This is a genomic window from Pseudomonas sp. RIT-PI-AD, assembly GCF_025642785.1.
Taxonomy (GTDB): domain Bacteria; phylum Pseudomonadota; class Gammaproteobacteria; order Pseudomonadales; family Pseudomonadaceae; genus Pseudomonas_T.
The window spans coordinates 182848-205358 of record NZ_JANZKU010000002.1; the positions used below are offsets into that span (position 1 = coordinate 182848).

At 63.6% G+C, this 22511-nt stretch carries 20 protein-coding genes; 5 read left to right on the forward strand and 15 right to left on the reverse strand.

Annotated features, from left to right (window positions below):
• Nucleotides 1-42 precede the first annotated feature (42 nt).
• The 8 genes from OGL92_RS02595 to ppsA form a co-directional block, all read right to left on the reverse strand.
• Nucleotides 43-1095, reverse strand: coding sequence for an OmpA family protein (locus tag OGL92_RS02595; protein WP_263139977.1), 1053 nt, complete (start codon nucleotides 1093-1095; stop codon nucleotides 43-45).
• 107 nt (nucleotides 1096-1202) lie between these two features.
• On the reverse strand, nucleotides 1203-1796 hold the full coding sequence (gene sigX, locus OGL92_RS02600) for an RNA polymerase sigma factor SigX (RefSeq protein ID WP_263139979.1): 594 nt from the start codon (nucleotides 1794-1796) through the stop codon (nucleotides 1203-1205).
• An 87-nt stretch (nucleotides 1797-1883) separates the two neighbouring features.
• A complete protein-coding gene (locus tag OGL92_RS02605) occupies nucleotides 1884-2708 on the reverse strand; it encodes a mechanosensitive ion channel domain-containing protein (RefSeq protein ID WP_263139981.1) in 825 nt (274 codons plus the stop codon).
• A gap of 2 nt (nucleotides 2709-2710) precedes the next feature.
• Nucleotides 2711-2956 (reverse strand): CrfX protein, encoded by a 246-nt coding sequence (locus OGL92_RS02610; protein WP_263139985.1) that lies wholly within the window; start codon nucleotides 2954-2956, stop codon nucleotides 2711-2713.
• Nucleotides 2957-3277: 321 nt separating this feature from the next.
• A complete protein-coding gene (gene rraA, locus OGL92_RS02615) occupies nucleotides 3278-3766 on the reverse strand; it encodes a ribonuclease E activity regulator RraA (RefSeq protein WP_263139992.1) in 489 nt (162 codons plus the stop codon).
• A 21-nt stretch (nucleotides 3767-3787) separates the two neighbouring features.
• Complete coding sequence (locus tag OGL92_RS02620; protein WP_263139996.1) at nucleotides 3788-4087, reverse strand: Rieske (2Fe-2S) protein; 300 nt, start codon at nucleotides 4085-4087, stop codon at nucleotides 3788-3790.
• A gap of 50 nt (nucleotides 4088-4137) precedes the next feature.
• Nucleotides 4138-5118 (reverse strand): alpha/beta fold hydrolase, encoded by a 981-nt coding sequence (locus OGL92_RS02625; RefSeq protein ID WP_263139998.1) that lies wholly within the window; start codon nucleotides 5116-5118, stop codon nucleotides 4138-4140.
• A 61-nt stretch (nucleotides 5119-5179) separates the two neighbouring features.
• Nucleotides 5180-7555 carry a phosphoenolpyruvate synthase gene (gene ppsA / locus OGL92_RS02630; protein WP_263140000.1) on the reverse strand — a complete coding sequence of 792 codons (2376 nt, stop codon included), beginning with the start codon at nucleotides 7553-7555 and terminating at the stop codon, nucleotides 5180-5182.
• Nucleotides 7556-7735: 180 nt separating this feature from the next.
• On the opposite strand from ppsA, the gene OGL92_RS02635 reads away from it, so the two are divergent.
• Both OGL92_RS02635 and OGL92_RS02640 read left to right on the forward strand, forming a co-directional pair.
• Nucleotides 7736-8554 carry a pyruvate, water dikinase regulatory protein gene (locus tag OGL92_RS02635; protein WP_263140003.1) on the forward strand — a complete coding sequence of 273 codons (819 nt, stop codon included), beginning with the start codon at nucleotides 7736-7738 and terminating at the stop codon, nucleotides 8552-8554.
• A 28-nt stretch (nucleotides 8555-8582) separates the two neighbouring features.
• Nucleotides 8583-9224, forward strand: coding sequence for a LysE family transporter (locus OGL92_RS02640; RefSeq protein WP_263140004.1), 642 nt, complete (start codon nucleotides 8583-8585; stop codon nucleotides 9222-9224).
• A 54-nt stretch (nucleotides 9225-9278) separates the two neighbouring features.
• On the opposite strand, the gene prpD is transcribed toward OGL92_RS02640, so the two are convergent.
• The 6 genes from prpD to OGL92_RS02670 all read right to left on the reverse strand — a co-directional run bounded on the left by prpD (nucleotide 9279) and on the right by OGL92_RS02670 (nucleotide 17765).
• Nucleotides 9279-10763 (reverse strand): 2-methylcitrate dehydratase, encoded by a 1485-nt coding sequence (gene prpD, locus OGL92_RS02645; protein ID WP_263140007.1) that lies wholly within the window; start codon nucleotides 10761-10763, stop codon nucleotides 9279-9281.
• A gap of 172 nt (nucleotides 10764-10935) precedes the next feature.
• Nucleotides 10936-12129, reverse strand: coding sequence for a 2-methylaconitate cis-trans isomerase PrpF (prpF, locus tag OGL92_RS02650; RefSeq protein ID WP_263140009.1), 1194 nt, complete (start codon nucleotides 12127-12129; stop codon nucleotides 10936-10938).
• 104 nt (nucleotides 12130-12233) lie between these two features.
• Nucleotides 12234-14855 carry a Fe/S-dependent 2-methylisocitrate dehydratase AcnD gene (gene acnD / locus OGL92_RS02655; protein WP_263140012.1) on the reverse strand — a complete coding sequence of 874 codons (2622 nt, stop codon included), beginning with the start codon at nucleotides 14853-14855 and terminating at the stop codon, nucleotides 12234-12236.
• Nucleotides 14856-14923: 68 nt separating this feature from the next.
• Entirely contained in the window at nucleotides 14924-16051 is a 1128-nt protein-coding gene (gene prpC / locus OGL92_RS02660) for a 2-methylcitrate synthase (RefSeq protein WP_263140017.1), read from the reverse strand.
• A gap of 83 nt (nucleotides 16052-16134) precedes the next feature.
• Nucleotides 16135-17037: a methylisocitrate lyase gene (prpB, locus tag OGL92_RS02665; protein WP_263140020.1), complete on the reverse strand. Its 903-nt coding sequence runs from the start codon at nucleotides 17035-17037 to the stop codon at nucleotides 16135-16137.
• Nucleotides 17034-17765, reverse strand: a complete 732-nt coding sequence (locus tag OGL92_RS02670) for a GntR family transcriptional regulator (protein ID WP_263140023.1) — start codon at nucleotides 17763-17765, stop codon at nucleotides 17034-17036. Before OGL92_RS02670 ends, prpB begins: the two co-directional genes overlap by 4 nt.
• 297 nt (nucleotides 17766-18062) lie before the next feature.
• On the opposite strand from OGL92_RS02670, the gene OGL92_RS02675 reads away from it, so the two are divergent.
• The 3 genes from OGL92_RS02675 to OGL92_RS02685 are packed head-to-tail and all read left to right on the forward strand — an operon-like array spanning nucleotide 18063 to nucleotide 21119.
• Nucleotides 18063-18596, forward strand: coding sequence for an ATP-dependent zinc protease (locus OGL92_RS02675; RefSeq protein ID WP_263140025.1), 534 nt, complete (start codon nucleotides 18063-18065; stop codon nucleotides 18594-18596).
• Between the two features lie 5 nt (nucleotides 18597-18601).
• The gene (locus tag OGL92_RS02680; RefSeq protein ID WP_263140027.1) at nucleotides 18602-20128 is read left to right on the forward strand and encodes an inactive transglutaminase family protein; all 1527 of its coding nucleotides are present in this window, start codon (nucleotides 18602-18604) and stop codon (nucleotides 20126-20128) included.
• Nucleotides 20129-20132: 4 nt separating this feature from the next.
• A complete protein-coding gene (locus OGL92_RS02685) occupies nucleotides 20133-21119 on the forward strand; it encodes an alpha-L-glutamate ligase-like protein (protein WP_263140029.1) in 987 nt (328 codons plus the stop codon).
• A gap of 110 nt (nucleotides 21120-21229) precedes the next feature.
• On the opposite strand, the gene OGL92_RS02690 is transcribed toward OGL92_RS02685, so the two are convergent.
• Complete coding sequence (locus tag OGL92_RS02690) at nucleotides 21230-22453, reverse strand: acyl-CoA dehydrogenase (RefSeq protein WP_263140032.1); 1224 nt, start codon at nucleotides 22451-22453, stop codon at nucleotides 21230-21232.
• Nucleotides 22454-22511 lie beyond the last annotated feature (58 nt).

Below are 22511 nucleotides of genomic sequence, written 5' to 3' on the forward strand. Positions count from 1 at the left end.
AAAAAAAGCCCGGCCTAAGCCGGGCTTTTTCAACTCAATCCATTATTTGGATTGGGCTTCCACTTCAGCTTCAACGCGACGGTTGACGGCACGGCCGGCATCGGTGGCGTTATCGGCAACCGGGCGGGACTCGCCGTAGCCGACGGACTGAACGCGGTTACGCTCTACACCATACTGGTTGACCAGGACTTCACGAACGGCGTTGGCACGACGCTCGGACAGTTTCTGGTTGTAAGCATCAGTACCGACGGAGTCAGTGTGACCTTCAACAGTGGTGGTGGTTTGCGGGTATTGCTTCATGAAGTCAGCCAGGTTTTTGATATCGCCGTAGCTTTCTTCTTTGACCTTGGACTTGTCGAAGTCGAATTTCACGTCCAGTTCGACGCGAACGACTTCGGCAACGGCCGGGCAACCATCGGCATCGACGGTCACGTTGGCCGGAGTATCCGGGCACTTGTCGACGTTGTCGCAGACGCCGTCGTTGTCGCTGTCGGAGCAGACATCGGCAACCGGCTCCGGAGCCGCCTCAACAGCGGTTTTCTTGGTGGAGGAACCACCGAAGTTCACACCGACGCCTACGCCAGCAGCCCACTCGCCTTCGTTGGCATCGATGTTGTACATGCCATCCAGGCCAGCGCGGGCATAGAAGTTTTCGGTGAAGTAGTATTTAACGCCAGCGCCGATATCGGCGAAGGTGCTGTGGTCACGACCGGTGCGCGGCGGGACGTTGCTGATGCTCTGATGAGCGAAACCGGCAGAAACGTAAGGACGCAGGCCTACACCCGGCTGACCGAAATGATAGATGGCGTCGAGGCCAGCTTGGCTGCCCTTGATGTTTTTGTTGCCAGTATCATTTTCCGAGCGGATATCGTGGAATTCGCCGTAGGACAGCGCCAGTTCGACGTCGTCGGTCAGATAGTAGCCAACAGAGCCGCCGAAAAGGTTGCCGTTGCTCAGGTCACGAGAGCTGTCGGTGAAGTAGCGCTTACCGAAAGCCTCCACCTCGACTGCGCCTTGGCCTTGGGCCAGCGCGCCGAGCGAAGTTGCGGCAACCAGAGAGCCAATGACAACGCCTAAGGTGTTCTTCAGTTTCATCCGTAAATCCCCATCATGGTGGTGAGTAAGTTGCCGGATAAGCCTCGGACAACTTGGTCAGCGAGTTTACCAGAACCCGCTCGTGGATAAGAGGCAAATTTGCCCGACTAAGTTTCGATCATTTCTGAAAATTTTTCACGGAGCCGGTCTAGGGCCCGCTTGTAGCGCATTTTGGTGGCGCTCAAGCCCATGTGCATAATGTCAGCAATTTCCTGAAATTCCAGCTCCGCTACGAAGCGTAGCACTAAAATCTCGCGATCGATCGGATTTACGTGGATCAACCAGCGATCCAGCCCTCCACGTTCCTCCGGCTTGGGCATCTTCTCATCGGATGCCTCCTCCAACGGATCCAGACTCAATGCATCAAGTAAGCGACGCTTCCGGCGCTCTTTGCGGTATTGAGTGATGCATTCGTTGTAGGTAATGCTGTAGAGCCAGGTTTTGAATTTCGATTTGCCTTCGAAGTTCTTCAGCCCATAAAGGACTTTCAGCATGACCTCCTGACAGACATCGTCCGCATCTCGCTCGTTCCCTAAATATCGCGCACAGACGTTGAAGAGCGTGCGCTGATAACGGCGCATCAACTCTTCGTAAGCCCGGGTGACATGGAACAGTTCGACGTGCGCACGCTGCACCAGCTCTTCGTCTGAGAGCTCGCGGGGATCGTAGCGCAAGGGGAACGATGGAGGAGGCTTGTTCAAAACGGATCGGGCCGACAGTCAGGTCAGGAGCTGCCGGCCCATATCGGCGCCGGCAAACGGCATAGGGTAGCAGGATTGGTGGGTTCGCTAGCGACTGCTTACCTGCTGATCGAGCAGGAGGCGGTTGGACAGGGATACCAGATCGCCCTCCTCCGTCAGCAGGATGGTCTTGACCGTCCCTATCTCTTCTATCTGCCCTTCCACTTCGCCGACCCGGATTTGCTGACCCACTTCGTACAGTTCACGGACGTAAATACCGGAAAGGATCTGACCCGCGATGGCGCGGCTGCCCAACCCCAAGGCCAGCGCAGCGGCGAGCCCGATGGAAATCAGAACGATGGCGATGACGTTATTGAGCAGCTCCGTCTTGACCTCGAGCTGGCCGATGGCCACGGAGAGGCTGATGATGATCACCATGACCTGCGCGATCCTCCCCAGGCCGGTGGCGTAGTCGAGGCCCACCCCTTCGGCGGCTCCCCGCACCAGGCTGTTGGCGAGCTGGGCCAGCAGGACCCCGGCCAGCATGATCAGCGCGGCACCGAACACTTTCGGCAGGTACAGCGCGAAGACGTCGAGCGTCGCGGAAACGCGTTCGAGCCCCAGGGACTCAGCAGCCGATACGAAAAAGATCAGCAGCACGAACCAATAGAAGATCTTGCCGATCAAGGTCGAGACCGGTACTTGAAAGCCTACTCGGCTCAGCATCTTGGTCAGGCCCGTGCCAGCCATCAGGCGATCCAGGCCGATCTTCGCCAATAGTTTCGACAGCAAGGTATCGAGGAGCTTGGCGACCACGAAGCCCAGCAGGATCACGACCAACGCGCCGAACAGACGCGGAATGAAAGCTGCGACGGAGCCCCACATGGTGGTCATCGCATTAACCAGACTTTGGGTCCAGGGGTCGAATTCCATGCTCAATCAGCCTTATCAGCGAAACGGGAAGTAGAGGTACGACGAGAGACGGGCGCTACGTGCGCCGAGCCATTGTTCAGGGCGATCATCAGGGCGGAAAACCAATGCCCGATGAGACTGAACAGATCGCCCGCGCCCACTTGGCGGTTCGCGGTCTTCAGTACGCGATCCAGAGTCGCGTCGTCGTCATGGGTGGACGACGAGACCTTCAACAGATCGCGCAGGGATTCTTCGAATGGATCGCGCATGCCTACCTCGCGGTGGAATATGACGGCTAGACGCCGTCGCCAGGAACGGGGTCACATTTCGAACCCGGCGCGGGCGCCGCGTATTCCGCTGGAAAGCCACAATGCTCAGTGGGCGAATAGCTGATCGCCGCGCGTCAGCGATGCGAGCGAAGCGCGACTCCAGCGCGCCCAGAAACCACCAGAAGGTAACGCCTCGACCGCGACGAGAGTCGATTGACGGGGACGCCACCGACATATCGCCCGCCAAGCTCGATCAGAAGAATTCATAGCCCGATCACCAGCGGCGCGGGAATCCCCAGGAACCCGCGACGAGAAACCGGTTCAGGCCGGCATTTGCAGGGGCTTGGGTGACTGGATGATGCCGTTGTTGTCGGCATAGACGAATTCGCCCGGGCGGAAAGTGACGCCGCCGAAGGTCACCGCGACGTTCAAGTCGCCGATCCCGCGTTTGTCGGTTTTCAAAGGATGACTGGCCAAGGCCTGGACCCCGAGCTCGGTCTGCGCGATCACGTCCACGTCACGAATGCAGCCATAGACGATGATGCCTTCCCAGCCATTCCTGGCCGCCTTTTCGGCCAGCAGGTCGCCCAGCAGAGCGCGGCGCAGCGAGCCGCCGCCGTCCACCACCAATACCTTGCCTTCACCGGGCTGGTCCACCTGCTCCTTCACCAAGGAGTTATCCTCGAAGCACTTGACCGTGACGATCTCACCGCCGAAGGAATCCTTGCCGCCGAAATTGCTGAACATCGGCTCGACGACCTGGATCAGGTCGGGATAGGCATCGCACAGATCGGGCGTGATGTATTGCATGGAAGATGTCTCCTGAGGGGCCTAGAGATCGAGGCCTACGCGGTCGCCGTCATAGGCCAGTGGCAATAAACGCAAGGGCGGGCAATTCGAGTCGAGCGCGACGCCACGGTGCAGGTCGAACGCCATGCCGTGGCGCGCACAGCGAAGCACCCTACCGTCGAGCGTCGCGTTGTGCAAGGAAGCGCCCTGGTGCGGGCAGCTGTTTTCCAGAAGGATGGGCTGATTTTCCACGACGATCAGCAGATAGTGACGGCGATCGATCTGGAAGACCCGTCGATAGCCCTCCTCCAGCCGGATCAAATGCTCCAGTGCGACGAACATGGTTGTCCCCGCTTGACGATTCGAACCGAATAGTCGGCCGTACCGACGCATTAAGCAATCGGCCGTTCCAGCGCGTGGGCGTTCGCCAGCTCCCCTTGGCGTAGCCACTGCTCCGCCAGCGGCCAGACTTCTTCCTGGGCCTGCCTGCTGACCAACATGTCGACATGGCCATAGTCCTGGGAAAAGCCCGCGCTCGTGCCCAGGCATAGATAGTGGCGTGGACCGGAAAACTGCTCGGCCAGTTTACGGCAGGCCCAGGCCGGATCCTGACGGTCGCCCTCCCCGGCTATCGCCAGCACCGGAAGCCGGACCTTGCCGAGCCCGGCCCACCAGTCCGAATCCGCCTCGCCGAAGCGCCCGAACAGACTGTGCCAGCGAAGGCTTTCCACCACCACGCCCAGGGGTTCGTCTTCGGGGCCGCGCTTCCAGCGAGGGCCGGACAGCCCCCCCAGGCGCTTCAGCAGCAGGCGGCAGATCCAGGCCAGCGGGGGAATCTTCAATGCCCAATGGCCCTGGCTGACCTGCGCGCCGAACAGGGCGACCGATGCGGCCAGTTCTTCATCCAGGTAGCCGCCCCCCAGCGCCGCCGCCAGGGTGATCCCACCCAGGGAATGACCAAGCCAATGCGGTGTCTGCCCGGTCTGCTCTCTCACGAATGCCCCTATCGCCGGCAGGTCATAGCGTGCGTAGTCGGCCACGCGGTTGCGTGTGTAGTCCTGGTTACGCGGCGAAAGCCCGTGGCCACGCATTTCCGCGATCCAGACATCGAAACCGGCCTCTACCAGATAGGGCCCGAGGCCGATTCCCCGCGGGGAATACCAGAATCGTCGATTGGAAAAGCTGCCGTGGAGCAGGATGACCGGGACGCCACGCTGCTGCTCGCGCCCCAGTCGTCCCAGGCGGGTGACCGCCAGTTCCACGCTGGAATCGCGGCTGTTGTTCGGTTTCAGGAGATAGACGTCTTCGGTCGTCTCGCGCCGCAATTCGGCACTGACCAGCGTCACGGGGAAAAGCTCGCTGCTGCTTTGCATGGATGCCGTGCACAAAAAAGGGCGGGGTTGCCCCCGCCCTGATGAGATGGATTTTCGTGAATCAGACCGGGCTGGTGGTTTCCGCCAGGAAGAACCAGGTGTCCAGAACGGAATCGGGGTTCAGCGAAACGCTCTCGATGCCCTGTTCCATCAGCCATTTGGCCAGATCGGGATGATCGGAAGGCCCCTGGCCGCAGATGCCGATGTACTTGCCGGCCTTGTTGCAGGCCTGGATCGCATTGGCGAGGAGCTTCTTCACCGCCGGGTTACGCTCGTCGAACAGGTGCGCGACGATGCCGGAATCCCGGTCGAGGCCGAGGGTAAGCTGGGTCAGGTCGTTCGAGCCGATGGAGAAACCGTCGAAAAACTCGAGGAATTCCTCGGCGAGCAAGGCGTTCGACGGCAGCTCGCACATCATGATGACCTTGAGCCCGTTTTCGCCGCGCTTGAGGCCATTGCTGGCCAGCAGCTCGACCACATGACTGGCCTCGCCGAGGGTGCGCACGAACGGCACCATGATCTCGACGTTGGTCAGGCCCATCTCGTTGCGCACTTTCTTCAACGCACGGCATTCCAGCTCGAAGCAGTCACGGAACGCCTCGCTGATATAGCGCGAGGCACCACGGAAGCCGAGCATCGGGTTTTCTTCTTCCGGCTCGTACAGCTTGCCGCCTATCAGGTTGGCGTATTCGTTGGACTTGAAGTCGGAGAGCCGGACGATCACCTTCTTCGGCCAGAAGGCCGCCGCCAGGGTGCTGATCCCCTCCACCAGTTTCTCGACGTAGAAACCGACCGGGTCGTCGTAGCCGGCGATGCGCTTTTCCACACTGTCCTTGAGCTCGGCGGGCAGGCTGGCGAAATTCAGCAGCGCCTTGGGATGCACGCCGATCATGCGGTTGATGATGAACTCGAGGCGCGCCAAGCCCACGCCCTCATTGGGCAACTGGGCGAAATCGAACGCGCGGTCCGGGTTGCCGACGTTCATCATGATCTTGAACGGCAGGTCGGGCATGGCATCCACCGAGTTGGTGCGGATGTCGAACCCCAGCTGGCCTTCGAAGATGAAACCGGTGTCGCCCTCGGCGCAGGAAACCGTGACGCCCTGGCCGTCCTGCAATACCTGGGTGGCGTTGCCGCAACCGACGACCGCCGGGATGCCCAGCTCTCGGGCGATGATCGCCGCGTGGCAGGTACGCCCGCCGCGGTTGGTGACGATGGCGCTGGCGCGCTTCATCACCGGTTCCCAGTCCGGGTCGGTCATGTCGGACACCAGTACGTCGCCCGGCTGGACCTTGTCCATCTCGGACACGTCGTGGATCACCTTGACCGGACCGGCGCCGATGCGCTGGCCGATGGCGCGCCCTTCCACCAGTACCTTGCCTTTTTCCTTCAGCAGGTAGCGCTCCATGACGGTCGCGCTGGAACGGCTCTTCACGGTTTCCGGACGCGCCTGAACGATGTACAGCTTGCCGTCGTCGCCGTCCTTCGCCCACTCGATATCCATCGGGCGGCCGTAGTGTTTCTCGATGATCAGGGCCTGCTTGGCCAGTTCGGTGACTTCCGCGTCGCTCAGGGCGAAACGCGCGCGCTCGGCGCGATCGACTTCGACCGTCTTCACCGACTTGCCGGCTTTCGCCTCGTCGCCGTAGATCATCTTGATCGCCTTGCTACCCAGGTTGCGGCGCAGGATCGCCGGGCGACCGGCCTCGAGGGTGGGCTTATGCACGTAGAACTCGTCGGGGTTCACCGCGCCCTGGACCACGGTCTCGCCGAGGCCATAGGCGCCGGTGATGAACACCACGTCGCGGAAACCGGATTCGGTGTCCAGGGTGAACATCACACCGGCGGTGCCGGTTTCCGAACGCACCATGCGCTGCACCCCCGCGGACAGGGCGACCAGCTTGTGGTCGAATCCTTGGTGCACGCGGTAGGCGATGGCGCGGTCGTTGAACAGGGAGGCGAACACCTCCTTGGCGGCGCGGATCACGTTGTCCACGCCGCGGATGTTCAGGAAGGTCTCTTGCTGGCCGGCGAAGGAGGCGTCCGGCAGGTCCTCGGCGGTGGCCGAGGAGCGCACGGCGACGGCCATGTTGTCGTTGCCGCCGGACATCTCGGCGAAGGCGGCGCGGATATCGGCGTTCAACTGTTCGGGGAACTCGGCTTCCATCACCCATTGGCGGATCTGCGCGCCGGCCTTGGCCAGGGCATTCACGTCGTCGACATCGAGGGCGTCCAGGGTGGCGTGGATGCGTTCGTTGAGGCCGCTCTTCTCGAGGAAGTCGCGATAGGCCAGGGCCGTGGTGGCGAAACCACCGGGTACGGAAACACCGGCACCGGCGAGGTTGCTGATCATCTCGCCCAGCGAGGCGTTCTTGCCCCCTACCCGCTCAACATCGTGCACGCCGAGCTTATCGAGGGAAACTACGTACTCTACCAAGGTGATTTCTCCACATTTAATGGTGGAAACGCTGGCCTGACGGTTGCCCGGAAGGAGCGGTTCCGCTGGATTCTGGCGTTGGTGCCGAAAAATAAGTCACAATGCCGCGCTGCAATGGCCCCAGCAAAAGCGGGCCTATCATAGCCAAGAATCGTTCCTACCTTAAGGCCTTTGGCGTTTATGAAACGAACCGCTTTCTTCATTTCCGATGGGACCGGCATCACCGCCGAAACCCTGGGCCAAAGCCTCCTGGCGCAGTTCGAGACGATCACGTTCACCAAGCTCACCCGCCCGTACATAGACACGGTGGAAAAAGCGCGCGCCATGGTACAGCAAATCAATACGGCTGCAGAGGCGGACGGCGCGCGGCCGATCATCTTCGACACCATCGTGAACCAGGAAATTCGCGACATCATGGCCACGTCCAACGGGTTCATGATCGACATCTTCTCCACCTTCCTGTCGCCGTTGGAACAGGAGCTGACCTCGCATTCCTCCTACTCCGTCGGCAAGTCCCACTCCATCGGGCACAACTCCAACTACATGGAGCGGATCGAGGCGGTGAACTTCGCCTTGGACAACGATGATGGGGCGAGGACTCATTATTATGACAAGGCCGACCTGATTCTCATCGGCGTGTCCCGCTGCGGGAAGACTCCCACCTGCCTGTACATGGCGATGCAGTACGGCATCCGCGCGGCCAACTACCCGCTCACCGAGGACGACATGGAGCACCTGGTGCTGCCCCAGGCCCTGAAGCCCTACAAGGACAAGCTGTTCGGCCTGACCATCGACCCGGACCGCCTCACCGCCATCCGCAACGAGCGCAAGCCCAACAGCCGCTACTCCAGCTATGCCCAGTGCGAGTTCGAGGTACGCGAGGTGGAGGGCCTGCTCCGCCGCGAGAACATCAACTACATCAACTCCACGCATTTCTCGGTGGAAGAGATATCCGCGAAGATCCTCGTGGAAAAAGGCGTCGAAAGGCGCCTCAAATGAACCCTGCGCCCTCTTTCCGGACCCTGTCATGACCCTGATGGATGCCTTGCTGTTCTCCCCGGTGGCGATGCTGATCGCGTTGACCCCCGGCCCGAACAACTTCTGTGCCTTGAACAACGGTGTTCGCCGCGGAATCAGCGCCGCGGTACTGGCCACCAGCGGCCGGGTGGTGGCCTTCGCCATCTTCCTGGTGATTTCCGCGATCGGCCTCGGCGCCATGCTGCTGGCGTCGGAAACCGCCTTCACCGCGATCAAATGGGTCGGGGCCGCCTACCTTCTTTACCTGGGCATCCACGCCTGGCGCAGCCGCGACTTCAGCGGCCTGGACATGGCGGACAGCTCCGGGCAACCGGCCACCCAGGAGCACAGCCTGGCCAGATTGATGCTGCAGGAGTTCCTGATCGGCATCAGCAATCCCAAGGCGATCCTGCTGTTCGCGGCGATCTTCCCGCAATTCATCAAGCCGGGCCAACCGGCCATGGAGCAATTCCTCTACCTCGGCACCACTTACTTGCTCGCCGAGTACGCCGCCTCGCTGGTGTATGCCTCCTTCGGTCGGCAGATTCGCCGCTTCATCAAGACCCGCAAGGGCATGATCCGCCTGAACAAGACCACCGGTGCCTTCTATATGGGTGCGGGAAGCCTGCTGCTGAGCACGACGCGCCTCTGACCTCGCGAAGCGCGCCTTGAAAAAGCCGGATTCGCTCCGGCTTTTTCATGCTCGTCAAATCACCAGCAGGTCCATGAAGCGGTGGACCGGCGTACTTTCCAGGGTCGCCTGGTCGCGGCACAGTTCGAAGATTTGCGCGCTGCGCTGAGCGGGGAAACGGGTCGCCAGATTGGCCTTGAACTTCTCCTCCAGCAAGGGGATGCCGTCGGCGCGACGCCGGCGATGGCCGATGGGGTACTCCACCGCCACCTTGTCAGTGCAGGTGCCGTCGCTGAAGAACACCTGGATGGCATTGGCGATGGAACGCTTGTCCGGCTCCAGATACTCGCGGGTGTAACGCGGGTCCTCGACGATTTCCATCTTGGCCCGTAACTGGTCGATCAGCGGGTGCGCGGCGTGGAAGTCGTCCTCGTAGTGCTCGGCGACCAAGTCGCCATACAGCAGCGGCACCGCGACCATGTACTGGATGCAATGGTCGCGATCCGCCGGGTTGGCCAGCTTGCCGACCTTGGAAATGATGCGGATCGCCGATTCGTGGGTGGTGATGACGATCCTGTCGATCAGTTCGAGCCTGTCGCGCACCTGCGGGTGCAGGATCACCGCGGCTTCGCAAGCGGTCTGCGCGTGGAACTCGGCGGGGAAGCTGATCTTGAACAACACGTTCTCCATCACGTAGGTGCCGAAGCCCTGAGGGAAACTGAACTGGCGCTTGTCCGCCGGCTTGGTTTCCAGGTCCTTGTTGGTATGGCTGAAGGACACGTCGTAGAACCCCCACTGGGGCGCGCTCAGCACGCCGGGGATACCCATCTCGCCGCGCAGCGCGATGTCGGCCAGGCGTACGCCGCGGCTGGACGCGTCGCCCGCCGCCCAGGACTTGCGCGAGCCGGCGTTGGGCGCATGGCGATAGGTGCGCAGCGCCTGGCCATCGACGAACACGTGGGACAAGGCGGACAGCAACTGCTCGCGGGTCGCGCCCATCAATTTGGCGCACACCGCGGTGGAGGCCAGCTTGACCAGGAACACATGGTCCAGGCCCACCCGGTTGAATGAATTCTCCAGGGCAAACACACCCTGGATCTCGTGAGCCATGATCATCGCGTCCAGCACGTCGCGCATGGGCAACGGCGTTTCGCCCCGGGCCACGCGCGTCTGGGAAAGGTGGTCGGCCACGGCGAGGATGCCGCCGAGGTTGTCGGACGGATGCCCCCATTCGGCCGCCAGCCAGGTGTCGTTGTAGTCCAGCCAGCGAACGATGGCGCCGATATCCCAGGCGGCCTTGACCGGATCCAGGCGGAAGCGGGTGCCCGGCACCCGCGCGCCGTTGGGTACCAGGGTACCCTCGACGATCGGCCCCAGGTGCTTGGTACATTCGGGAAAACACAGGGCCAGCAGGCCACAGCCGAGGGTGTCCATCAGGCAATTGCGGGCAGTGTTCAGGGCTTCGCCGGATTCGATCCGGAAATTCAGCACGTAGTCGGCGATGTCCTGGATGACGCTGTCGTAGCCGGGACGGACGTTCAGATCGACGTTGGAACTCATCTTGCAATCCTCTCGCATGTGGAAGGGTTGGTAAGCTGTCCTCAGTCTTCAGGCTGGCCCTGTCTCCTGCTCGGGCAGGGCTCGTTATGGTTGATCCGCGCGTACGGCGTCTTTGCCGCCGGTCTTTCGGGGTAACGCCGGGGAGCGAGGCCCGCGGCGCGTCAATCGATGTTCAGAACGAATCGCCGGGCACCCGCACCCAGCCTTCCATCAGCACCCGGGCGCTGCGGCTCATGATCGCCTTGGTCACCGTCCAGTTGCCGTCGACCCGGCTGGCCTCCGCGCCGACCCGCAGGGTGCCCGAAGGATGGCCGAAACGCACCGCGCTGCGGTCGCCTCCGCCGGCGGCGAGGCTCACCAGGGTGCCGGGAATCGCCGCCGCGGTGCCGATGGCCACCGCAGCCGTACCCATCATGGCGTGGTGCAGCTTGCCCATGGACAGCGCGCGGACCAGCAGGTCGACGTCGGCGGCACGCACCGCTTTGCCGCTGGACGCCTGGTAATCCCGCGGCGGCGCGACGAAGGCGACCTTCGGCGTGTGCTGGCGCTGAGCGGCTTCGTCGACATGGCCGATCAGCCCCATGCGCAGGGCGCCGTGGGCGCGGATGGTCTCGAAGCGGGCCAGCGCCTGAGGATCGCCGTTGATCGCATCCTGCAATTCGCAGCCGGTGTAGCCGAGGTCCTCGGCGTTGAGGAAGATGGTCGGAATGCCGGCATTGATCAGGGTCGCCTTGAACATGCCGACACCCGGCACTTCGAGGTCGTCCACCAGGTTGCCGGTGGGAAACATCGAGCCGCCGCCCTCGCCTTCCCCCTCGTCGGCCGGGTCGAGAAACTCCAACTGGACCTCGGCGGCCGGGAAGGTCACGCCGTCCAGCTCGAAGTCGCCAGTTTCCTGCACCTCACCCGCGACGATCGGCACCTGGGCGATGATGGTCTTGCCGATGTTGGCCTGCCAGATCCGGACCGTGCAGACGCCGTCCCGCGGCACCCGCCCGGCCTCCAGCAGGCCGCTGGCGATGGCGAAGGAGCCCACCGCGGCGGACAGGTTGCCGCAGTTGCCGCTCCAGTCGACGAAGGCCTTGTCGATGGATACCTGGCCGAACAGGTAGTCGACGTCGTGGCCGGGCTTTTCGCTCTTCGCCAGGATCACCGTCTTGCTGGTGCTGGAGGTCGCCCCGCCCATGCCGTCGATCTGCTTGCCGTAAGGGTCCGGGCTGCCGATCACCCGCAGCAGCAGCGCATCGCGCGCCGCCCCCGCCACCCGGGCAGCCTCGGGCAGGTCCTGCAGGCGGAAGAACACACCCTTGCTGGTACCGCCACGCATGTAGGTGGCGGGAATCCTGATCTGCGGTACATGGGCCATGACGGCTTCCTCTATGGGCTCCGCGAAATGCCTGTCGCGGGCTGATGGTTCATCGACGGCGTACCGCCCCGTGCCGGGCGGCAGGGGGCGGTACGCCGACAGGGTCAGACCGAGGCCGCGCGGGCCGCGGCGAGGGCCTCCACCGAGGACTCCAGGAAGTCCTGGGCGAAACGTTGCAGGACCCCGCCGGCCTCGTAGATCGACACCTCTTCGGCGGTATCCAGGCGACAGATCATCGGCACCTCGACGCGCTCGCCGTTCTTGCGGTTGATCGCCAGGGTCAGGGTCGCGCGCGGGGTCCGCTCGCCGATCACGTCGTAGGTCTCGCTGCCGTCGATGCCCAGGGTCAGGCGGGTGATGCCCGGCATGAACTCCAGGGGCAGCACGCCCATGCCGATCAGGTTGGTACGGTGGATACGCTCGAAGCCTTCCGCGGCAATGGCTTCCACGCCGGCCAGGCGCACGCCCTTGGCTGCCCAGTCCCGCGAGGAGCCCTGGCCATAGTCGGCGCCAGCGACGATGATCAACGGCTGCTTGCGCTCCATGTAGGTCTCGATGGCCTCCCACATGCGGGTGACCTGGCCTTCCGGCTCGACGCGGGTCAGCGAGCCCTTCCTGACCTGGCCATCGACCACCGCCATTTCATTCACCAGTTGCGGGTTGGCGAAGGTGGCCCGTTGCGCGGTCAGGTGATCGCCGCGGTGGGTGGCGTAGGAGTTGAAGTCCTCCTCCGGCAGGCCCATCTTCGCCAGGTACTCGCCCGCTGCGCTGTCGAGCATGATGGCGTTGGACGGCGACAGGTGATCGGTGGTGATGTTGTCCGGCAGTACCGCCAGCGGGCGCATGCCCTTGAGGGAGCGCTCGCCGGCCAGCGCGCCTTCCCAATAGGGCGGGCGGCGGATGTAGGTGCTCATCGGGCGCCAGTCGTACAGGGGGCTGACCTTCGGCCCGGTGTCCTCCTGGATGGCGAACATCGGGATGTAGACCTTGCGGAACTGCTCCGGCTTCACCGAGGCCCTGACCACCGCGTCGATCTCCTGGTCGCTCGGCCAGATGTCCTTCAAGCGGATTTCCTTGCCCTGGGCGTCCCGCCCCAGCACATCCTTCTCGATATCGAAGCGGATGGTGCCGGCGATGGCGTAGGCCACCACCAGCGGCGGCGAGGCCAGGAAGGCTTGCTTGGCGTAGGGATGGATGCGGCCGTCGAAGTTGCGGTTGCCCGACAGCACGGCGGTGGCGTACAGGTCGCGGTCGATGATTTCCTGCTGGATCGCCGGGTCCAGCGCGCCGGACATGCCGTTGCAAGTGGTGCAGGCGAAGGCCACCACGCCGAAACCCAGTTGCTCCAGTTCCGGCAGCAGGCCGCCCTCCTCCAAGTACAGGGCGACGGTCTTAGAGCCGGGCGCCAGGGAGGACTTGACCCAGGGCTTGCGGGTCAGCCCGAGCTTGTTGGCGTTACGCGCCAGCAAGCCGGCGGCGACCATGTTGCGCGGGTTGTTGGTATTGGTGCAGCTGGTGATGGCGGCGATGATCACCGCGCCGTCCGGCATCTTGCCCGGCTCGTTCTCCACCACCCCGGAGACACCGCGAGCGGCCAGTTCGGAGACCGGCAGGCGGCGATGCGGGTTGGACGGGCCGGCCAGGGTCCGCACCACGCTGGACAGGTCGAAATGCAGCACCCGTTCGTACTCGGCATTCCGCAGGCTGTCGCCCCACAGGCCGGTTTCCTTGGCGTACAGCTCGACCAGCCGCACCAGGTCGTCCTCGCGGCCGGTGAGCCGGAGGTAGTCGATGGTCTGCTGGTCGATGTAGAACATGGCCGCGGTGGCGCCGAACTCCGGCGCCATGTTGGCGATGGTGGCGCGGTCGCCGAGGCTCAGGTTGGCGGTACCCTCGCCGAAGAATTCCAGGTAGGCGCCGACCACTTTTTCCTTGCGCAGGAACTCGGTCAAAGACAGCACGATGTCGGTCGCGGTGATGCCCGGCTGCGGCTTGCCGGTGAGCTCGACCCCGGTGATGTCCGGCAGGCGCATCCAGGACGCGCGGCCGAGCATCACGCTCTCGGCTTCCAGCCCACCGACGCCGACGGCGATCACGCCCAAGGCATCGACCATGGGGGTGTGGGAGTCGGTGCCGACCAGGGTATCCGGGAAGGCCACGCCGTCCTTCACCTGCACCACCGGGCTCATGCGCTCCAGGTTGATCTGGTGGAGGATGCCGTTGCCCGGCGGGATCACGTCGACGTTCTTGAACGCCTTCTTGGTCCAGTTGATGAAATGGAAACGGTCTTCGTTGCGCCGGTCTTCAATGGCGCGGTTCTTGGCGAAGGCATCCGGATCGAAGCCGCCACATTCCACCGCCAGCGAGTGATCGACGATCAACTGGGTCGGCACCACCGGGTTGACCAGCGCCGGGTCGCCGCCCTCGGCGGCGATGGCGTCGCGCAGGCCGGCGAGGTCCACCAGCGCGGTCTGGCCGAGGATGTCGTGGCACACCACCCGCGCCGGGAACCACGGGAAATCCAGCTCGCGCTTGCGCTCGATGAGTTGCTTGAGGGAGTCGGTCAGGGTGTCCGGGTCGCAGCGCCGGACCAGGTTTTCCGCCAGCACGCGGGAGGTATAGGGCAACTTGTCGTAGGCGCCGGCCTCGATCGACTCGACCACCGCGCGGGCGTCGAAGTAATCCAGCGAGGTGCCGGGCAAGGGCTTGCGGTTCGCAGTGTTCATGGCACGGGACTCAATCACGGAATGTTTCTAATTAGGCCGGAGCGGGGCGCCTGGGCGCCCCGCTCCGTTCAACGCCGGTCGATGCTCACGAACGGGCGTTGTTCGACGCCGGTGTACTCGGCGCTGGGGCGAATGATGCGGTTGTTGGCACGCTGCTCGAACACGTGGGCGGCCCAGCCGGATACCCGCGAGCAGACGAAGATCGGGGTGAACAGTTTGGTCGGGATGCCCATGAAGTGATAGGCCGAGGCGTGGTAGAAGTCGGCGTTGGGGAACAGCTTCTTCTGTTCCCACATGGTCTTGTCGATGGCTTCGGAAACCGGATAGAGGATGTTGTCGCCCACGGCATCGGCGAGCTTCTTCGACCAGGCCTTGATCACCTCGTTGCGCGGGTCGGAGTCTTTGTAGATCGCGTGGCCGAAGCCCATGATCTTGTCCTTGCGCGCGAGCATGCCGAGGGTGCCTGCCACGGCCTCCTCGGGCGTAGCGAACTTCTCGATCATCTCCATCGCCGCCTCGTTGGCGCCGCCATGCAGCGGGCCGCGCAGCGAGCCGATGGCCCCGGTGACGCAGGAATACAGGTCGCTCAGGGTCGAGGCGCAGACCCGCGCGGTGAAGGTGGAGGCGTTGAACTCGTGCTCCGCGTAGAGGATCAGCGACACGTCCATCACCTTGCGGTGCAACTCGCTGGGCCGCTTGCCATGCAGCAGGTGCAGGAAATGCCCGCCGATCGACTCTTCGTCGGTGACGCATTCGATACGCGCGCCCTGGTGGGTGAAGCGATACCAGTAGCACATGATCGCCGGGAACACCGCCAGCAGGCGGTCGGCCACATCGTTCTGCTGGGCGAAGCTGTGCTCCGGTTCCAGGGTTCCGAGCATCGAGGCGCCGGTGCGCATCACGTCCATCGGGTGGGCGTTGGCGGGGATGCGTTCGAGCACCTCGCGCAGTTCGCGCGGCAGCTCGCGCAGACCTTGCAGCTTCTTCATGTAGGCGGCCAGTTGCTCGGCGTTCGGCAATTCGCCGTACAGCAACAGGTAGGCCACTTCCTCGAAGCGTGCCTCGGCGGCCAGGTCGCGGACGTCGTAGCCGCGATACGTCAGCCCGGCGCCGGTCTGGCCGACGGTGGACAGGGCCGTCTGGCCGGCGACCTGACCGCGAAGGCCCGCGCCGCTCAGTACTTTTGCTTCAGCCATCGAATACTCCTCATGAGGCGCCATGGCCGGCTCGGCCGCGCCATGGCTCACAGTGCTTTGCCTGCCCTAAGCGGGCCGGTCGATCAATTGCCTTTGTTCTGGGCGAACAGCGCGTCGAGCTTCTGCTCGAAGCGGTGGTAATCGATGCGATCGTACAATTCCATGCGGGTCTGCATGGTATCCAGCACATTTTTCTGGGTGCCGTCGCGGCGGATGGCGTTGAAGACGTGTTCCGCCGCCTTGTTCATGGCGCGGAACGCCGACAACGGATACAGCACCATGGCCACGTTGACTTCCCGCAGCTCCTCCACGGTGAACAGCGGGGTCGCGCCGAACTCGGTGAGGTTGGCGAGGATCGGCGCCTTCACCTTGTCGGCGAACAGCTTGTACATCTGCAGCTCGGTGATGGCCTCGGGGAAGATCATGTCCGCACCCGCCTCGATGCAGGCGGCGGCACGGTCCAGGGCGGACTCGAGGCCTTCCACGGCCAGCGCGTCGGTGCGCGCCATGATCACGAAGCTGTCGTCGAGGCGGGCGTCCACCGCGGCCTTGATACGGTCGACCATCTCCTGCTGGGAGACGATTTCCTTGTTCGGGCGGTGCCCGCAACGCTTGGCGCCCACCTGGTCCTCAATGTGGATAGCGGCCGCGCCGAACTTGCTCATGGAACGTACGGTGCGGGCCACGTTGAAGGCGGAGGAACCGAAGCCGGTGTCCACGTCCACCAGCAGCGGCAGGTCGCAGACGTCGGTGATGCGGCGGACGTCGGTGAGCACGTCGTCCAGCCCGGTGATGCCCAGGTCCGGCACCCCCAGGGAGCCGGCGGCCACGCCGCCACCGGAGATGTAGATCGCCTTGAAGCCGGCCCGCTGGGCGAGCAATGCGTGGTTGGCGTTGATGGTGCCGACGATCTGCAGCGGCTGTTCGCTGGCGACCGCGTCGCGGAAGCGCTGGCCTGGACTGCGATGGGTAGCGGTTTGACTCATGACTCACCTCGTGGCGTGACGTTCTTGTCGGTGGCACTCGGGCCGGTGTAGTGACTTTCGATGTTGCGTTTGGAGGCGCCGATATGGCGCCGCATCAGCAATTCGGCCAGTTCGCCATCCCGCTCGGCGATGGCGTCGAGAATCCGGTGATGCTCGTGGAACGCCTGGCGCGGGCGGTTGGGCACCGCAGAGAACTGGATGCGGTACATGCGCACCAGCTGATACAGCTCGCCGCAGAGCATGCGGCTGAGGGTCTGGTTGCCGCTGCCCTGGATGATCCGGTAATGGAAATCGAAGTCGCCTTCCTGCTGGTAATAGCCGACGCCGGCCTGGAAGGCCGCGTCCCGTTCGTGCGTATCCAGCACGCGGCGCAGCTCGTCGATCTCGGCCTGGCTCATGCGTTCGGCGGCCAGGCGACAGGCCATTCCCTCCAGGGATTCGCGTATCTCGTACAGCTCGATCAACTCGCTGTGGCTGAGGGACACCACGCGGGCGCCGACGTGGGGAACGCGCACCAGCAGCTTCTGCCCTTCCAGCCGGTGGATCGCCTCGCGCAGCGGGCCGCGGCTGATGCCATAGGCGCGGGCCAGTTCCGGCTCGGAAATCTTGCTGCCCGGGGCGATTTCACCCCTGACGATGGCCGCCTGGATGCGCCTGAAAACGTGCTCGGAGAGGGTTTCCGAATCGCCGCCGAAGTGACCGGGAAACTCAAGGGCGCCTTCGCTCATTGTCGACACCTTATGTGTATTCGCCGGCAAAACTACCCGCGAGCGACCATCCCGTCAAATCGATTCGTGGAATTGTCGACAATCTACAGACGCGTCAAAACGTCCACCCGCGTCGAATGTCCCGCGGGACACGACGTAAGCGTCTGTCGCCACGTGGAAAAACCCCGTGTTAGAATGCCGCCCGCAACGCCGGACGGAGGCTCCTCGCCTGCCGCTCCGCTGGGCGGGTACATGGGCCGTCCTTATCAACGCCGCCGGTCATGCCTCACGACGACCGCGATAGACCCCTAAGGACTTATGAGACTCGCGCCTTCCGCCCTGCTGTTCTGCCTGCTCTGCTCCGGCTCGAGCTTCGCCGCCGACAAGACCGTCTATGGTCTGAACGAATACGCTTCTCTCGCCGATCTGGACCTGCAGGTCCCGGCCAAGCTGGATACCGGCGCCAAGACCGCCTCCCTCAGCGCCCGCGACATCGAACGCTTCAAGCGCGAGGGCGAGCCCTGGGTACGTTTCTACCTGGCCATCGATGACGCCCATGCCCACCCCATCGAGCGCCCGCTGGCGCGGATCAGCAAGATCAAGCGGCGCGCCGGCGACTACGACCCCGAAGAAGACAAGACCTATACCGCACGGCCGGTCATCGAGTTGCAGATCTGCATGGGCAAGGCCCTGCGCAGCATCGAAGTGAACTTGACCGACCGAAGCGCCTTCCAATACCCGCTGCTGATAGGCTCGGATGCGCTCAAACGCTTCGACGCGCTGATCGACCCCAGTCTTAAATACGCGGCCGGCAAACCCGGTTGCGCCACCGTCGCGAATTCTGCCGAGTAATTTCCATGCGCTCTCTTACCCTGCATCTGAAAGTCCTCATCACCATCCTGGTGACGCTGGGCGTTCTGATCACGGCTTACCAGATCTTCATCCAGGGCATTCCGGTGACCGAGGACGAGACGGACGACCTGTGGAACATCGACGCCAAGGTGGAATTCCAGGCCAACCCCCGCGAGCCGGTCAAGCTGCAGATGTTCGTGCCGCCGCTGAACCAGGACTACGTCAGCCTGAACGAAAGCTTCATCTCCAATAACTACGGGGTGAGCATCAACCGCACCGACGGCAACCGCAAGGTGACCTGGTCGGCGCGCCGGGTCAGCGGCAACCAGACCCTCTACTACCGCCTGGTGCTGACCAAGCGCTACAGCGGGGAGAAGCCCAAGGAAAAAGGCCCGATCTTCCGCGACAGTATTGCCGTGGACGGCGCCGAGAAGATCGCTGCGGAAGCCCTGATGGCGCCGATTCGCCAGCACTCCGCGGATGTCGAGACCTTCATCAGCGAGACCATCAAGCGGGTCAACAACCTCAACGACGACAACGTCAAGCTGTTGATGGCGGGCGATGCCTCGACGCCCAACAAGGCGCGCATCATCGAACTGCTTCTGTCCATCGCCCACGTGCCGATGGAGCGCGTCCACACCATCCGCCTGATCGCCGAGCAACCGCAGACGCCCGAGCTGTGGATGCGCAGCTTCAATGGCGAGAAATGGCTGTATTTCAATCCGGAAACCGGCGAGCAGGGCCTGCCGGCGGACCGCCTGATGTGGTGGACCGGCGACGAAAACCTGCTCAGCGTCGAGGGCGGCAAGAAGGCTCAGGTGACCTTCACCCTGAACAACAGCGAGATGAACGCCATTCGCCTGGCCAAGCTGACCGACGAGAACACCGACGTCGACTTCCTCGAATACTCGCTGTACGGCCTGCCCCTGCAAACCCAGCAGACCTACCAGATCATGATCATGATCCCCATCGGCGTGCTGGTGATCCTGATCCTGCGCAACCTGATCGGCCTGCAGACCCTGGGCACCTTCACGCCAGTGCTGATCGCCCTCGCCTTCCGCGAGACCCAGCTCGGCTTCGGCATCGTGCTGTTCACCCTGATCACCGCCCTCGGCCTGTCGCTGCGCTCCTACCTGGAGCACCTGAAGCTACAGATGCTGCCACGGCTCTCGGTGGTGTTGACTTTCGTGGTGGTGCTGATCGCGGTGATCAGCCTGCTCAGCCATAAGCTGGGCCTCGAGCGCGGCCTGTCCGTGGCGCTGTTCCCGATGGTGATCCTGACCATGACCATCGAGCGGCTGTCGATCACCTGGGAGGAGCGCGGCGCCGGGCATGCGATGAAGGTGGCGATCGGCACCCTGTTCGCCGCCACGCTGGCGCACCTGCTGATGATGGTCCCGCAACTGGTGTACTTCGTCTTCACCTTCCCGGCGGTGCTGTTGATCATGGTCGGCTTCATGCTGGCGATGGGTCGCTATCGCGGCTACCGCCTGACCGAACTGTTCCGTTTCAAAGCCTTCCTGAAGGATTGAGCCCATGTTCGGTCTGATCAAGACGTGGAAAGCCCTGGAAGCCAAAGGCATCATGGGCATCAACCGGCGCAACGCGGACTACGTGTTGAAGTACAACCGCCGGCACCTGTACCCCATCGTCGATGACAAGATCATCACCAAGGAACGCGCGATCCAGGCGGGCATCCATGTGCCCGAGATGTACGGGATCATCTCCACGGAAAAGGAGATCGACACGCTCGACAGCATCATCGGCGGGCATAGCGATTTCGTCGTGAAGCCGGCCCAGGGCGCCGGCGGCGATGGCATCCTGGTCATCGCCGACCGCTTCGAGGGCCGCTACCGGACGGTGTCCGGCAAGATCATCAGCCACGAGGAAATCGAACACCAGATTTCCAGCATCCTCACCGGCCTGTATTCCCTCGGCGGCCACCGCGACCGCGCCCTGATCGAGTACCGCGTCACCCCCGACCAGATTTTCAAGAGCATCAGCTACGAAGGCGTGCCGGACATCCGCATCATCGTGCTTATGGGCTACCCGGTAATGGCCATGCTGCGCCTGCCGACGCGCCAGTCCGGCGGCAAGGCCAACCTCCACCAGGGCGCTATCGGCGTCGGCGTGGACCTGGCCACCGGTGTCACCCTCCAGGGCACCTGGCTGAACGCCAAGATCACCAAGCACCCCGACACCACCAATGCGGTGGACGGCGTGCAGTTGCCGAACTGGGACGGTTTCATGCGGCTGGCCGCCGGTTGCTACGAGCTCTGTGGCCTCGGCTACATCGGCGTGGACATGGTGCTGGACCAGGACAAGGGGCCGTTGATCCTCGAGCTCAATGCGCGGCCCGGCTTGAACATCCAGATCGCCAACGACTGCGGCCTGACCCTTCGCACCCATGCGGTGGAAGCCCGCCTCGCCGAGTTGCAGGCCCAGGGGGTGATGGAGACCGCCGAAGAGCGCATGCGCTTCTCCCAGGAGCTGTTCGGCCACGTGCATCCGGCGGAAATCTGAGCCGCGCCTGCTTCTTCCGCTCAAAATGAAAAAACCCGCTCGCCCTTGAGGCTCGCGGGTTTTTTCAGGGGTGCGAATCGGCGCGGCGGAGGCTCCGCGCCTCAGTGGCGTTAGCCGCGCAGCAGGTCGCGGGAAACGTACTTGCCCACCTCGTACTTGCCGATCGCCGCGCGATGCACCTCGTCCGGGCCGTCGGCCAACCGCAAGGTGCGCTGCATGGCGTACATGTAGGCCAGCGGGAAATCGCCGGAGACCCCGGCACCGCCGTGGATCTGGATGGCGCGGTCGATCACCCGCAGGGCGACGTTGGGCGCCACCACCTTGATCTGGGCGATCTCGCTCTTGGCCACTTTGTTGCCGGCGGTGTCCATCATGAACGCCGCCTTCAGGGTGAGCAGCCGCGCCATGTCGATCTCCATGCGCGAATCGGCGATTTTGTCGATGTTCCCGCCCAGGCGCGCCAGCGGCTTGCCGAACGCGGTGCGCTCGACCGCGCGCTTGCACATCAGCTCCAGCGCGCGCTCGGCCATGCCGATCGAGCGCATGCAGTGGTGGATGCGTCCCGGGCCGAGGCGGCCCTGGGCGATCTCGAAACCGCGCCCCTCGCCCAGCAGCACGTTCTCATAGGGCACCCGCACGTTCTCGAACAGCACCTCGGCATGCCCGTGGGGGGCGTCGTCGTAGCCGAACACCGGCAGCGGCCGGACGATCTTCACCCCCGGCGCGTCGGTCGGCACCAGGATCATCGAATGCTGCTGATGGCGCGGCGCGTCCGGGTTGCTCAGGCCCATGAAGACCATGATCTTGCAGCGGGGATCGCAGGCCCCGGAGGTCCACCACTTACGCCCGTTGATGACCCACTCGTCGCCCTCGCGGACGGCGCGCGCCTGCATGTTGGTGGCGTCGCTGGAGGCCACGTCCGGCTCGGTCATGGCGAAGGCCGAGCGGATCTCGCCGCGCAGCAGGGGCTCGAGCCACTGGCGCTTCTGCGCCTCGTTGGCATAGCGCACCAGAACCTCCATGTTGCCGGTGTCCGGCGCCGAGCAGTTGAACGGCTCGGGCCCGAGCAGCGAGCGCCCCATGATCTCCGCCAGGGGCGCGTATTCCAGGTTGGTCAGTCCAGCGCCCAGCTCGGACTCCGGCAGGAACAGGTTCCACAAGCCCTCGGCGCGCGCCTTGGCCTTGAGGTCTTCCATGATCGCGGTCGGTTGCCAGCGGTCGCCTTCCGCCACCTGGCGTTCGAATACCGGTTCGGCGGGATACACGTAGGTATCCATGAATGCGGTGACCCGCTCGCGCAGTTCCTGGACTTTGGGGGAGTAGGCGAAATCCATGGGAGAGCTACCTTCTGGCTGTTCTGGATGATGAGGCGAGGTGATGAAAAGGATGCTA

Bases quoted from the DNA above. Each gene is read 5' to 3' on its own strand.
- OGL92_RS02595 (WP_263139977.1), bottom strand. From the start codon at position 1,095: ATGAAACTGAAGAACACCTTAGGCGTTGTCATTGGCTCTCTGGTTGCC.
- OGL92_RS02605 (WP_263139981.1), bottom strand. From the start codon at position 2,708: ATGGAATTCGACCCCTGGACCCAAAGTCTGGTTAATGCGATGACCACC.
- OGL92_RS02610 (WP_263139985.1), bottom strand. From the start codon at position 2,956: ATGCGCGATCCATTCGAAGAATCCCTGCGCGATCTGTTGAAGGTCTCG.
- rraA (WP_263139992.1), bottom strand. From the start codon at position 3,766: ATGCAATACATCACGCCCGATCTGTGCGATGCCTATCCCGACCTGATC.
- OGL92_RS02620 (WP_263139996.1), bottom strand. From the start codon at position 4,087: ATGTTCGTCGCACTGGAGCATTTGATCCGGCTGGAGGAGGGCTATCGA.
- OGL92_RS02625 (WP_263139998.1), bottom strand. From the start codon at position 5,118: ATGCAAAGCAGCAGCGAGCTTTTCCCCGTGACGCTGGTCAGTGCCGAA.
- OGL92_RS02635 (WP_263140003.1), top strand. From the start codon at position 7,736: ATGAAACGAACCGCTTTCTTCATTTCCGATGGGACCGGCATCACCGCC.
- OGL92_RS02640 (WP_263140004.1), top strand. From the start codon at position 8,583: ATGACCCTGATGGATGCCTTGCTGTTCTCCCCGGTGGCGATGCTGATC.
- prpD (WP_263140007.1), bottom strand. From the start codon at position 10,763: ATGAGTTCCAACGTCGATCTGAACGTCCGTCCCGGCTACGACAGCGTC.
- prpF (WP_263140009.1), bottom strand. From the start codon at position 12,129: ATGGCCCATGTACCGCAGATCAGGATTCCCGCCACCTACATGCGTGGC.
- acnD (WP_263140012.1), bottom strand. From the start codon at position 14,855: ATGAACACTGCGAACCGCAAGCCCTTGCCCGGCACCTCGCTGGATTAC.
- prpC (WP_263140017.1), bottom strand. From the start codon at position 16,051: ATGGCTGAAGCAAAAGTACTGAGCGGCGCGGGCCTTCGCGGTCAGGTC.
- prpB (WP_263140020.1), bottom strand. From the start codon at position 17,037: ATGAGTCAAACCGCTACCCATCGCAGTCCAGGCCAGCGCTTCCGCGAC.
- OGL92_RS02670 (WP_263140023.1), bottom strand. From the start codon at position 17,765: ATGAGCGAAGGCGCCCTTGAGTTTCCCGGTCACTTCGGCGGCGATTCG.
- OGL92_RS02675 (WP_263140025.1), top strand. From the start codon at position 18,063: ATGAGACTCGCGCCTTCCGCCCTGCTGTTCTGCCTGCTCTGCTCCGGC.
- OGL92_RS02680 (WP_263140027.1), top strand. From the start codon at position 18,602: ATGCGCTCTCTTACCCTGCATCTGAAAGTCCTCATCACCATCCTGGTG.
- OGL92_RS02685 (WP_263140029.1), top strand. From the start codon at position 20,133: ATGTTCGGTCTGATCAAGACGTGGAAAGCCCTGGAAGCCAAAGGCATC.
- OGL92_RS02690 (WP_263140032.1), bottom strand. From the start codon at position 22,453: ATGGATTTCGCCTACTCCCCCAAAGTCCAGGAACTGCGCGAGCGGGTC.